Source organism: Virgibacillus sp. 6R (genome assembly GCF_001895305.1).
Classification (GTDB): domain Bacteria; phylum Bacillota; class Bacilli; order Bacillales; family Amphibacillaceae; genus Virgibacillus; species Virgibacillus pantothenticus.
Window position 1 is genome coordinate 2,486,031 of the sequence record NZ_CP017762.1, and the last position, 13,217, is coordinate 2,499,247.

At 38.4% G+C, this 13,217-nt stretch carries 10 protein-coding genes and 1 tRNA gene; 10 read left to right on the forward strand and 1 reads right to left on the reverse strand.

All coding sequences use genetic code 11. The annotated features are described in order from the left end of the window. The first annotated feature begins 161 nt into the window (after window positions 1-161). From mfd to BKP57_RS11235, 9 genes are all read left to right on the forward strand, one after another. The gene (gene mfd, locus BKP57_RS11195) at window positions 162-3,680 is read left to right on the forward strand and encodes a transcription-repair coupling factor (protein WP_072741547.1); all 3,519 of its coding nucleotides are present in this window, start codon (window positions 162-164) and stop codon (window positions 3,678-3,680) included. A 131-nt stretch (window positions 3,681-3,811) separates the two neighbouring features. Then, window positions 3,812-4,348: a stage V sporulation protein T gene (gene spoVT / locus BKP57_RS11200; RefSeq protein ID WP_072741548.1), complete on the forward strand. Its 537-nt coding sequence runs from the start codon at window positions 3,812-3,814 to the stop codon at window positions 4,346-4,348. A gap of 381 nt (window positions 4,349-4,729) precedes the next feature. Then, window positions 4,730-6,340 (forward strand): putative polysaccharide biosynthesis protein, encoded by a 1,611-nt coding sequence (locus BKP57_RS11205; RefSeq protein ID WP_050350481.1) that lies wholly within the window; start codon window positions 4,730-4,732, stop codon window positions 6,338-6,340. A 95-nt stretch (window positions 6,341-6,435) separates the two neighbouring features. Further along, a complete protein-coding gene (gene mazG, locus BKP57_RS11210; RefSeq protein WP_072741549.1) occupies window positions 6,436-7,881 on the forward strand; it encodes a bifunctional methyltransferase/pyrophosphohydrolase YabN in 1,446 nt (481 codons plus the stop codon). Window positions 7,882-7,885: 4 nt separating this feature from the next. Then, window positions 7,886-8,146 carry an RNA-binding S4 domain-containing protein gene (locus BKP57_RS11215; protein ID WP_050350479.1) on the forward strand — a complete coding sequence of 87 codons (261 nt, stop codon included), beginning with the start codon at window positions 7,886-7,888 and terminating at the stop codon, window positions 8,144-8,146. Window positions 8,147-8,205: 59 nt separating this feature from the next. Further along, window positions 8,206-8,505 (forward strand): sporulation protein YabP, encoded by a 300-nt coding sequence (gene yabP / locus BKP57_RS11220; protein WP_050350478.1) that lies wholly within the window; start codon window positions 8,206-8,208, stop codon window positions 8,503-8,505. Next, window positions 8,502-9,101, forward strand: a complete 600-nt coding sequence (gene yabQ, locus BKP57_RS11225; protein ID WP_050350477.1) for a spore cortex biosynthesis protein YabQ — start codon at window positions 8,502-8,504, stop codon at window positions 9,099-9,101. The genes yabP and yabQ overlap by 4 nt, the downstream gene beginning before the upstream one ends. 6 nt (window positions 9,102-9,107) lie before the next feature. Further along, the gene (locus BKP57_RS11230) at window positions 9,108-9,488 is read left to right on the forward strand and encodes an FtsB family cell division protein (RefSeq protein WP_050350476.1); all 381 of its coding nucleotides are present in this window, start codon (window positions 9,108-9,110) and stop codon (window positions 9,486-9,488) included. A 105-nt stretch (window positions 9,489-9,593) separates the two neighbouring features. Further along, complete coding sequence (locus BKP57_RS11235; protein WP_050350475.1) at window positions 9,594-9,977, forward strand: S1 domain-containing RNA-binding protein; 384 nt, start codon at window positions 9,594-9,596, stop codon at window positions 9,975-9,977. Between the two features lie 197 nt (window positions 9,978-10,174). On the opposite strand, the gene BKP57_RS11245 is transcribed toward BKP57_RS11235, so the two are convergent. Beyond that, a tRNA-Met gene (locus tag BKP57_RS11245) sits at window positions 10,175-10,248 on the reverse strand. 406 nt (window positions 10,249-10,654) lie between these two features. On the opposite strand from BKP57_RS11245, the gene spoIIE reads away from it, so the two are divergent. Beyond that, window positions 10,655-13,105, forward strand: a complete 2,451-nt coding sequence (gene spoIIE, locus BKP57_RS11250; protein WP_072741550.1) for a stage II sporulation protein E — start codon at window positions 10,655-10,657, stop codon at window positions 13,103-13,105. Window positions 13,106-13,217 lie beyond the last annotated feature (112 nt).

Genomic DNA, 13,217 nt, shown 5'->3' on the forward strand with positions numbered 1-13,217 from the left:
ATACTATTTTTTTATGAAATATGGCCATATATGTAATGAATTCGTCTACACCTCAAGGGTAGGCGCCCGTTACGTTTTCTTAATTGAAGGGTAAGACTAGAGAAATTATTGGGTGATACGAGATTGGTTCGCATAGGCCCTATGTAAGTGGAGGTTTAGGAATGAAAGGAATACAAACATATTTACAGAAAAAAGAAGATATACAATCCATTATCAATGGGGTGCTAGCGGGGATGGATGAGCAACTAGTAGCTGGATTATCAGGTTCTGCTAGAGGGCTGCTTGTATCTGTTATTCGAGGTGAAATTAATAAGCCTGTTCTGTTAGTTACACATCAACTGGTACAGGCTCAGCAACTATATGACGACCTTGTTGGTTTTGTTGGTGAGGAAGATGTTCACCTTTATCCTGTTAATGAACTGATAGCATCAGAAATAGCTATCGCAAGCCCAGAATTACGAAGTCAGCGGATTGAGTCATTAACTGCTTGGTCACAAAAAAAATCTGGAATTTTAATAGCCCCTGTAGCTGCTTTAAAGCGGATACTTCCACCTCCTGCGTATTGGGGAAAATACCAGTTACCTTTTAAACTTGGAAATGAAATTGATGTGGATCATTATTTAACGTCATTAATAGATATGGGATATGATCGCGTTTCCATGGTTACTTCTCCTGGTGAATTTAGTAAGCGCGGCGGGATTATCGATATATATCCAATCACAGAAAAGCACCCGATTCGAATTGAGTTATTTGATGAAGAAATTGATTCGATTCGTTATTTTGATGCTGAGACGCAACGCTCGTTGGATAAGCTACAGGAGCTAACAGTTGGACCAGCAACAGAGCTACTTTTAACAGAATCAGACATTTATGCTGCCGGAGAGCGTTTAGAGGAAGCCCTTGCGAATACGTTGAAAACATTAAAGACACAAGAGGCAAAGGAAACGTTGGCAGAAGTGGTGCAACGTGATGTAGAACGGTTAAAAAATCTGGAGCATTTCCCAGAAATGTATAAATATATTGGTTATTTGTACAATACCCCTGCTAGCTTACTAGATTATTTACCGGCAGATGGTCAGATTATCCTTGATGAAATGAGCCGGATTCAGGAGACAGCCTTGCATTTGGATACAGAAGAAGCTGATTGGTATAGTAATTTACTAGCTTCTTACCAAATGGTGAAGAATAGTTTCTTTTCGTTTGATTGGCATGCAATTTGGGAGCGGATGAAGCAGCCGCGCTTGTACATGTCTGTATTCTTACGGCATATTCCTAATACACAGCCACAAAACATTGTAAACTTATCTTCAAGACCGATGCAAGAATTTCATGGTCAGATGCATTTATTTAAAAATGAACTGAACCGCTGGGAAAAAGGGGATTATTCTGTCGTCGTTTTAGCACCGGACCAACAGCGAGCAGAAAAAATTCATTCTATTTTTATGGATTATGATATCGAGTTTGGTATAGCGAAATATTTACAACTGCCTGTCGATAAACCAACTATTGCTGTAGGAAACATCTCCAGTGGAGTAGAGTTACCGATGCACAAGCTTGTGTTAGTGACTGAACAAGAGCTATTCAAAAAGCGCGCTAAACGAACGAGAAAGCAACAGAAAATATCCAATGCTGAGCGGATTAAGGATTATCAGGAATTAAAAGTTGGAGATTATGTCGTACATGCCAACCATGGAATTGGAAAATACCTCGGTATTGAGACGTTGAAAGTAAATGATCTGCATAAGGATTACATGCTGATTAAATATTCCGGTGATGATAAATTATTTGTCCCAATAGACCAAATCGATCAAGTACAGAAATTTGTAGGGTCAGAGGGCAAAGAGCCGAAGCTGTATAAACTAGGTGGAAGTGAATGGAAAAAAGTAAAACGGAAGGTGCAATCTTCTGTAGAGGATATTGCCGATGATTTGATTAAGCTCTATGCAGAACGTGAAGCAAAGAAAGGGTATGCTTTTTCTGAAGATACTGAAATGCAACGCGAATTTGAAGCACTATTCCCTTATCAGGAAACAGAGGATCAGCTGCGTTGTATTGAAGAAATTAAACAAGATATGGAACGCGAGCGCCCGATGGATCGCCTGCTTTGCGGTGATGTTGGATACGGAAAAACAGAAGTGGCCATTCGAGCAGCTTTCAAAGCGATTGCTGATGGGAAGCAAGTTGCGTTATTAGTTCCGACTACGATTCTGGCACAACAACATTTTGAGACAATAAGAGAACGTTTCCAAGATTATCCAATCACCATTGGTTTATTAAGCAGATTTCGAACGAGAAAGCAGCAGAAGGAAACATTGGATGGGCTAAGAAAAGGGACCGTTGATATTGTAATTGGAACACATCGTATCTTATCCAAAGATGTTCAATATCATGATTTAGGTTTATTAATTGTTGATGAAGAGCAACGTTTTGGAGTAAAGCATAAGGAGAAAATTAAGCAGCTAAAAACAAATGTAGATGTGCTTACGTTGACAGCTACACCTATTCCTCGTACGTTGCATATGTCTATGTTAGGAGTACGTGACCTTTCTGTTATCGAAACGCCTCCCGAAAATCGGTTTCCGATTCAAACGTACGTGATGGAATATAATCCGATCTTTGTTCGAGAGGCTATTGAGCGCGAAATGGCACGTGGAGGACAGGTATTCTTTCTTCATAACCGTGTAGAAAATATTGAAGAAGTAGCTAGAGAATTAGGTACCCATATTGATGCGAGGATCGCAGTTGCACATGGGCAAATGAATGAGTCAGAATTGGAAAATATCATTTTTGCCTTTTTAGAAGGGGAATTTGATGTATTGGTCAGCACTACCATCATAGAAACAGGTGTTGATATACCGAATGTAAACACCTTAATTGTGAACGACGCGGACCGAATGGGATTAAGTCAGTTATATCAATTGCGTGGTCGTGTAGGGCGTTCCAATCGGGTAGCGTATGCTTACTTTACGTATCGAAAAGATAAAGTGCTAACAGAAGTGGCAGAAAAACGTTTACAAGCAATTAAAGAATTTACGGAACTAGGATCTGGATTTAAAATCGCGATGCGAGATTTATCGATTCGCGGAGCTGGAAATCTGCTCGGTGCCCAGCAGCATGGATTTATCGATTCTGTTGGTTTTGATATGTATTCACAAATGCTGAAAGAAGCGATTGATGTTAGAAAAGAAGGTAAAGAAGTGAAGGATGTCAAACCGTTTGACCCAGAACTGACATTAGCAATCGATGCATACATTCCAGACGAATATATTCATGATGAAAAGCAGAAAGTGGATATTTATAAACAATTTCAATCGATGGAAACCAAAGAGGATGCTGCAGATTTACATGATGAATTAATTGATCGGTTTGGTGATTACCCAGAGGAGGTAAGTCATTTATTTACGGTAGCTACCTTGAAAATGTTGGCGAAACGGGAACGAATCACATCCATCACTGAGAAGAACAATAAAATGGAAGTGCTCGTTGATGAAAAGCGCAGTCAACAAATTGATGGGGCGAAATTGTTTGAGATGGCGAATGAATATGGACGAGATGTTCAGCTTGGAACAGAAAATAATAAATTAAAGCTTGTATTTAAATATACGAGTCGAACGAAGCAGCAATGTTATAAAACCGTTGAAGAATTTATCGATAAATTAAAATATGTAAATCGTAGTTAGTAAAAATTAGTATTGTATGTATAGTTATCCTGCTTTGCCTCATACTAAAACCACACCGGATGATTTTTTACACGAATTTCATGTGTGAAAAGGGCATAGTTAATCATCATAAGAAAGTGAGGCAAGGAAGTATGAAAGCAACTGGAATTGTACGACGTATTGATGACCTTGGGAGAGTAGTTATCCCTAAAGAGATAAGGAGAACGTTACGTATTAGAGAAGGTGATCCGCTAGAAATTTACGTGGATCGTGAAGGGGAAGTCATTTTAAAAAAATATTCTCCCATTAATGAACTAGGTCAATTTGCCAAAGAATACGCCGAAGCGTTGTTTGACTCTTTACAAACTCCCGTTATCATATCGGATCGAGATGAAGTCATTGCTGTAGCTGGAGAATCAAAAAAAGACTACTTAAACAAAAATATTGGAACCCCTCTAACAAATATTATTGAGGGAAGGCAACAAGTTTTGGAAAAAGAACCGAAACCACTTGAAATCATAGATGGTCATGAAGAAGAAATGACAACATATTGTGTTAGTCCAATTATAGCTAATGGCGACGCAATTGGATCAGTGGTGTTATTTGCTAAGGAAGGGGAAGCTTTTACTGCTGTTCAACAGAAAGCTGCAGAGACGGCTGCAAGTTTTTTAGCAAAACAAATGGAATAAGCAAATGCTTTACTGGGGAGCTGCCTTTCATTGGAAGGGCAGCTTATTCTATGTAACATAGTACAACGGAAAATTCTCTCACTTGGGCTATTTAGGAACTATGCTATAATGAACAATAACGTTTGATCTTAAAAGAGAAAATGTTCAAAAAGCCCGGTTAAAATGACATTTGGCATTTCTTGTTGGTTTGTTTTTAAATCGAATCTAGGAGCGATGCTGCCTTATGCTTTGGTGGACGGGATGTGTTATAGCCTTTGTGAGAATATGAAAGAAAGCTATGACAGCGATAAGTTACCTGTTTTGTTAAGGACCCCCCTTGAGGTGTTAGAAGTCCTATATTATTTTGCCACTTTTTGAACACATCGTAAAAGGAAGTTCTGCATGAATGGAAATAAAACGAATCAGCTCGTAAAAGGAGCATTATTATTAACGATAACGGGCGTTATTAGTAAGGTGTTAAGTGCTGCCTACCGCATTCCATTACAAAATTTAACAGGAGATATGGGGTTTTATGTTTATCAACAGATATACCCCATCTTAGGGATTGGCTTGATGCTAGCTTTATATGGATTCCCATCAGCAATTTCAAAGCTAGCAGCAGACAGACAAACGCATTATCAATGTTTATCTTTGCAAAGCTTCTATATGCCCATTTTCTTGATTCTCTGTTTGTTAAGTGGCAGCCTATTTCTGTTTATCTATATGAATGCACCATATATTGCTAGATGGGTTGGCGACGATCAATTGTCAGAAACATATCGTTTAGGTGCTTTTACATTCTTATTTGTACCGATCATTGCGTTGTTGCGTGGAGCCTTTCAAGGAATTTTTCTGATGAAACCGACTGCTTTTTCACAGCTGGCAGAACAGCTTTTTCGCGTAACAGTTATTGTTGCGGCTGCTGGTTTAGTAACCGCAAGCGGTCAACAAATTTATCTGATTGGAAAAGCTGCCGTATTTGCCGCTATTATCGGTTTATTGGCAGCAGGTGTAGTATTAGGACTATTTTTTTGGCGGCTAAAGCCGTTTCAATTAGAAAAGCAAGCATATGTTTTGCGTGATTATGTACATACGATCATTATTTTGGGAATGGTTGCAACGTTAAATCATATGGTGTTACTTTTATTACAGTTTGCAGACACGTTTACACTATTTCCAAGCCTGCTAAAAGGTGGCTATTCAAAAATAGTTGCCATGGAAGCTAAAGGGGTGTTTGACCGTGGACAGCCGCTTATTCAAGTTGGAACAGTGCTTGGTTCATCATTTGCACTAGCTCTAATGCCATCCATTTCCAAAAAGAAAATGGCTGAACAACCAGACATCTTTTATCCTTACATTCGCGGTGCGATGCTATTCAGTATTTATTTGGCAGCAGGTGCAACTGCTGGACTGATGGTGATTTTCCCTGAAGTGAATCAGGCTCTTTTTCTCGATCGGCAAGGGAACACTACTTTACGTTTATTAATGAGTGCCATTCTATTAAGTTCCCTTGCAATTACAGCGGCATCAATATTACAAGGGTTAGGACATGTTAAAAGAGTTGCTCTGATTATTTTACTTGTATTTTTTATAAAATGGATTGGTAATCAATGGCTTGTTCCAACGTTTGGTATCTTTGGGAGTTCTCTTGCCACTGTGCTTTCGTTACTCGTGTTTAGTTTAGTTGCTTTGGTGGAGTTACACAGAAAACTACCTCTGTTGCAGTTATTAAGGAACATTCAGTGGAAGGCGTTGCTAATTGCTATTTTGGTTATGGTCAGCTATTTAATGATAATTAAATGGCTGGCGTACTCTTGGCTTACTCATTCAAGAGCTGGTTGGTTTGTATGCGTTGGTTTCCTTTCTATTACAGGGGCTGCTGTCTATGGATACTGTTTGATTAGATTACAAGCATTTACGGAACAACAATTACAGATGCTCCCGTCCCGTCTTTTCCTTATGTTAACGCGTAAAAATCGCTCTGCTGCAGACCGTAACAGAAAAGAGAGCTGAAGAAAACTTCGGTAGCCTGTGATGAGAAATGGCCAAGTGTTTCATAGAGTTAGCAAACACAAATCTGCGGTAATATGTCAAGAGGAGGAACATACATGAATAAAATTGAAATTATTGGCCTCGGTGCAGGAGACCTGGATCAGTTGCCTTTAGGTATTTACAAAAAGTTAATAGCTTTAACAATACCAATATACACCCGAACAATAAAGCATCCTGTCATTAATGCCCTGCAAGCAGAAGGAGTGAAGTTTACGTCATTTGATACAATGTATGAAGAAGAAGAACAGTTTGCGGATGTGTATCAGCGAATTGTTTCATTTATTCAAGAAAGAGCAGAGAACGAGCATGTGGTGTATGCTGTTCCTGGTCACCCGATGCTTGCTGAAAAAACGGTGCAATTATTGTTGGAACAATCGGAATGCGATGTAGAAATAATTGGCGGAAGCAGTTATTTAGATGATCTGTTTACAGCTTTAAAAATAGACCCGATTGATGGATTTCAGTTTGTTGATGCGACCTCCTTTCAACGTAAAGAGTTAAATTATTACAACCACCTTGTCTTCTCACAAGTCTATGATCAAATGATTGCTTCTGAAGTCAAACTAACTTTATTGGAGGATTTGCCCGCAGACTATCCAGTTACCATTATTGAGGCAGCAGGAAGTGCAGCTGAAAAAATAGTAAAAGTTACATTAGAAGAGATGGATCGCGGTGTTAAGGTTAGCAATTTAACGAGTGTCTACGTCCCTCCTGTATCGGATAATTTATTGCATCATACTTTTATACATTTTCGGGAAGTAATACGGAAATTAAGAGCCCCAGGCGGTTGCCCTTGGGATCAGAAACAGACGCATGAGAGTTTGCGTGAATATGCCATCGAAGAAGTATATGAGCTGATTGATGCGATTGATCAACAGGATGATGAAGGGATTGTAGAAGAATTAGGTGATGTACTTCTCCAAGTAATGCTTCATAGTCAAATAGGGGAAGATAACGGTTATTTTACTGTGGATGACGTAATACGGACAGTTACAGATAAAATGATTCATCGACATCCTCATGTGTTTCAAGATAAACATGTTCATAGTGTTGATGATGTTATGCGGAATTGGGAGCAATTAAAAAGAGACGAAAAAGGAGATACACGGACATCCATATTAGATGGGATTGCGAAGCATTTACCAGCACTTGCACGAGCATATCAATTACAAAAAAGAGCAGCAAAGGTAGGATTTGATTGGGATACAGTGTCTGATATGTGGAAAAAAATGAACGAAGAGTTAAATGAATTTAAAGCAGCTATAAGTAAAGGTTCTGTACGAGATCAAGAAAAGGAATTTGGAGATATATTGTTTGTACTTACCAATATAGCCAGGTATTATAAAATAAATCCGGAAATTGCGTTAAATCAAACGAATGAGAAATTCATTGCTCGTTTTTCGAATATCGAACGAGCTCTACATCAACGTAAGCGTTCATTGCAAGAAGCAACTTTAGAAGAAATGGATGCGCTATGGGAAGAGGCAAAAGAAAGGGAGTAATGTGATGCGTTTAGATAAATTTTTAAAAGTATCTCGTTTAATCAAGCGTCGTACACTAGCAAAAGAAGTGGCTGATCAGGGCAGAATTACAGTAAATGGCAACTCTGCCAAGGCATCTACGACGTTAACAGTCGGGGATGAACTCGTGATCCGTTTTGGGCAGAAGGTGGTTACGCTTCGTATTAATGAGCTACGAGAAACAGTAAAAAAAGATGAAGCGGAAACGTTATATACAATTATCAAAGAAGAAAAATTAACGAATTAGATAGTTCTATACTTGTCCCTCCTATCATAAAGTAATAGTGATAAGGAGGGTGTTTTTCGATGAACTATTATGAAAATAAAGAGAATATAGCACGTGTTACGACAGACCATAATGTAAAGATTAATAATCGTAAAAACTTAGAGATAAGTGGGGTTAAAGAGGTTGACAGCTTTGACAATGAAGAGTTTTTGTTAGAGACGGTAATGGGTTATTTGATTGTTCGTGGACAAAACCTTCAGTTGAAGAATTTGGATGTAAATGATGGTTCTGTTGTCATCAAAGGGAAAATCTATGAGCTTTCTTATATCGATGAGCAGCAGGAGAAGGCTAAAGGGTTCTTTAGCAAGTTATTTAAATGAGTTTAAGCACACAGCTGTTAACGATGCTATCAATGATTACCGGTGGATTATCTACTGGTGTGATGCTGGATACATTTCGTCGCTTCTCTCCTTACTGGAAAAATAGACGCATCATGGTTTATGTCATGGAGATAGGGTTTTGGTTTACGCAAACATTACTTCTATTTTATATCCTATTTTTAGTAAATGGTGGGGAGATAAGATTATATATTGTGCTGGCATGCTTATTAGGGTTTTCTTTTTACCAAGCTATTCTCTCTAATAGTTATAAGAAATTGCTGGAGCATGGTATACGTCTTGCTCTTGTCATATATCGTTTTTTTTCAAGGCTGGTACAAATCTTCATTATTTCTCCGATCAAAGGAATTTTATTTGTCATTTATGCCGTCTTGGTATGGCTCTTAAAGCTCTTTGCTTCCGTTTTTTTCTTCATTTTAGCAATTATACTAAAGCCCATTCAATGGCTGTTACGAGGGCTCTATCAGCTACTTCCTAAAAAAGTTCAACGTTTTCTATTAAAAATAGCAGGATTTTATAGTACAATAAAGAATAACTTAAGAAAGGTCTGGAACCGAGTTAGCTGGAAGAGGAGGTAATGAACTTTGGCTGCAAGTAAACGAACCGTAACAAAACTCGATTCGAACTACATGCAACAGTATGATGCATATGTAGAAAGACAAAAACGGAAAAAGCAACGGTTAATTCGTCGTTTGGTGCTGTTTAGCGTCATTGCTCTCATTGCTATTGGCAGTATGACTACGTATCATATGAAGCAACGTTCTCTTCATGCGGAAAAAACAGCAGAATATGAAAGTTTACAAGAGGAATTAGCTAATTTAAAGGAAGAACAAAGTAGCCTTAAGGAAGAAGCGGAACGATTAAAGAATGAAGATTATGTGTTAGAGATAGCAAGAACAAATTATTTCTTATCCAAAGAGGGCGAGTTGATTTTTAAACTTCCTGATAAGGAGCCATCTTATTGACACACTTTTGTCTGCTTGGCTATAATATAGTAGTAAGCTAATGATATCATTAGCGATTAAACTATTATTAGTTTCCTAAAAATTCTAAGGAGGAGCATTTTTTTTATGTCAATTGAAGTAGGCAGCAAGCTGCAGGGTAAGGTAACTGGCATCACTAATTTCGGGGCTTTTGTAGAGATCGAACCGGGAACAACAGGACTTGTTCATATTAGTGAGGTTGCCGACAACTATGTGAAAGACATTAATGATCACCTTTCTGTCGGCGATGAAGTGAAGGTAAAGGTCATTAATGTTGAAAAGGACGGAAAAATTGGTTTGTCGATAAAAAAAGCGGTTGATAAGCCGAAACGTCAACGAGATAACCGTGAACGGGTGGAATCTTTTGAGTCAAAAATGAACCGTTTTTTAAAGGACTCTGAAGACCGCCTTGCCTCTTTAAAGAAGCACACGGAATCCAAACGCGGGGGTCGAGGTGCTAAAAGGGGATAGCAGTTGCTGTCTAAAAAAAGATAATGCTCTAAAAATAAATGTTGTACTTGAACATATGGTTTTAAGTAAAACAGGAAATATGGTTTTTCGCGCCTTTTGCTACCCGCTTTTAGTTGTCGGAAAGGGCGCTTTTTCCGTATATGACGATACAAAAAACAGAGATTAACAAATAGTTAATCTCTGTTTTTTATTTGTGATGGCGGTAGAGGGGATCGAACCCCCGACCTCACGGGTATGAACCGTACGCTCTCGCCAGCTGAGCTACACCGCCGAACAAGCCAACATTGAATATAATACAGTAGGATTACGTCTCTGTCAACCACTTTTTTATAAGATAAGAAATAGCGCTACGGTAGCGAAACGCCGCCTGAGGAAAATGGGGACTTCTATCCTTTAGCTATGGAAACGAATAAATATTCTCACTAAAAAATTTTCAAATTGTTACAGAAACCGAGTAGCTTTTAGGATCTGTTTTTATACTGCCAAGTGAGTTTGCCTCCAAACAAAATCATAAACGGAACCCCATTAGTTGCTAAACTTGCCTAACATTTGTTCGTGTTGAAACTTGTTTAAACGATAGAAAGGAGTCGAACGATTTTTTTAAAGGCTCTTATGTTTTGACAAAAATAGTTGGCATAATGTGATTTAATATTAGGCACAGAGAAGGAGTGGTGGTTATGATGGAGTCACTTTCAAGATTACAGCCAAAAGCATTTGCAGCACAACGAACAAATCAATTGGACAAGCTGAGAGGACGTCTATATGCAAAGCTGAAAATGATATTGGTAGATAGAGGCTGGCTGTTTTATATGATTGGTTTTTTGTTGGGGAGGGCAGTCATTTTATCTGTTGTTTCTCCATTTGCGGTAGCTTTTTTAGCTACCATGTGGCTTGTCTATAAAGAAAAAGCGTTTAAATCTATGATAGCAGTATTATTAGGTGCTTTAAGCTATTCTGTGCATCATGGGATTTTTATCGCTTTAGGTTTACTTGTTTTTATTTTCTTAGCAGGCTTGTTTAAGCAAGCGAAAAACCAGCAGATGCTCATACCATTATTTGTATTTTTTGCCTCTGTGAGTACTCGGGTTTTTCAATATTCCATTGAACAGCAGCTAGCAGCTTATGAATGGATGCTTGTCTTAGTAGAAGGCGTCTTAGGCACGGTTCTCGTTTTAATATTTATGCAAAGCATTCCTTTATTATCACCAAAAAGATATAATCCTGTATTAAAAAATGAAGAAATCGTTTGTATGATTATTCTTCTTGCTTCGATCCTTACAGGAACGATTGGCTGGACACTGTACGGAGCATCCATAGAGCAGGTGCTTTCTCGCTATTTTGTACTTATTCTTGCTTATATTGGTGGAGCGGCCATTGGATCGACGGTTGGTGTTGTGACTGGTTTAATTCTGTCGCTTGCAAACGTTGCTAATTTATATCAAATGAGTTTATTGGCGTTTTCAGGGCTTTTGGGAGGTTTATTAAAAGAGGGGAAAAAACCAGGAGTAGCAATTGGTTTATTTGTTGGAACATTCCTAATAGGGATTTATGGTAATATGACAGCGCTTATCCCTTCTATTTTAGAAACGTCTATGGCGGTAGCTCTCTTTTTACTTACACCGGCAGCTTGGTTTAAAAGTCTATCGCGTTTGATACCGGGTACGGAAGAGTATACCAAAGAACAGGAGCAATATTTACAAAAAGTACGAAATGTAACAGCACAACGGGTGGAACAGTTTTCTGGTGTGTTTCAAGCATTGTCCAATAGTTTTGCCACTGCGGAGGCGCAAATCGAAGATGAACAAGAGGTACAAAGGGAAACGGACTATTTCTTAAGCCAAGTTACTGAGAAATCATGTCAAAATTGTTTCATGAAAGAAAGGTGTTGGCAAAAGGAGTTTGATAAAACATATTCATTAATGGAGTTGCTGAAAGATGGAATACAGGAAGGGGGAAGACCGCCGAAGAAAACGATGCGGGAATTTGAAAATTTTTGTGTCAAACCGCAAAAAGTATTAGATGCAATAAAAGAGGAAATATCGTACTTCGAAGCAAATCAAAAGCTAAAGCAGCAAGTATTAGAAAGTAAGAAACTGGTCGCTGATCAACTGCAAGGTGTATCCGAAGTGATGGAGGATTTCGCAAAGGAAATATTAAAAGAACGCGAGCATCATGAACAACAGGAGTTACAAATTGTTCATGCGTTAAAGCAAATCGGGATGGAGTTAGAGAAGCTGGAAATTTATAGTTTGGACAAGGGGAACGTAGATATTGAAATGACGTTAACATTTTATGATTATCGTGGTGAAGGGGCCAAACTGATTGCGCCAGTACTATCCGATATATTGAAGGAGGTTATTGTTGTAAAGCAAGAAGAGATCGCTCCATTTCCAAATGGATACAGTTATTTAGCGTTTGGGTCTGCTAGAGAGTTTGTAGTAGAAACAGGGGCCGCTAATGCTGCTAAAGGAGGCGGTCTAATCTCTGGCGATAGTTATACAACGATAGAGTTAGGTGCAGGGAAATATGCGATGGCAATAAGTGATGGAATGGGAAATGGAGCACGTGCACAAGAAGAAAGTGTAGAAACATTAAGGCTCTTACAGCAAATCCTACAAACAGGTATACCAGAGAAAGTCGCCATTAAGTCCATAAATTCGATTTTAGCCTTACGCTCTACAGATGAAATGTTTGCGACCCTCGATTTAGCTGTTATTGATTTGCATAATGCCTTTGTACAGTTTTTAAAAATCGGCTCTTCCCCAAGTTTTGTTAAGCGCGGAAACGAGTTAATTAAAATTGAAGCAAGTAATTTACCAATGGGAATTATCCAGGAATTTGATGTAGAGATCGTTAATGAGCAATTACTTCCTGATGATTTACTGATTATGATGAGTGACGGGATTTTTGATGGACCAAAGCATATCGAAAATACGGATATATGGCTAAAACGGAAAATTCGTGATATGCGTACGAATGATCCTCAAGAAATAGCAGATTTAATTTTAGAGGAGGTTATTCGGACAAGGGCAGGAGAGATTGAAGATGACATGACAGTCGTTGTTGCTAAAATAAAGAAAAATATCCCAAAATGGGCTCGAGCTCCTATTTACCCTGTATCATCATAGTTTCGCAGAATCATGCTACTTCCTAACTATTGCACGCTTTCTATTAATATATACGCTACTAGACCATGTATAGATAAATGGAAAAATGGCGATGATGGTACTGAAAAGTTGG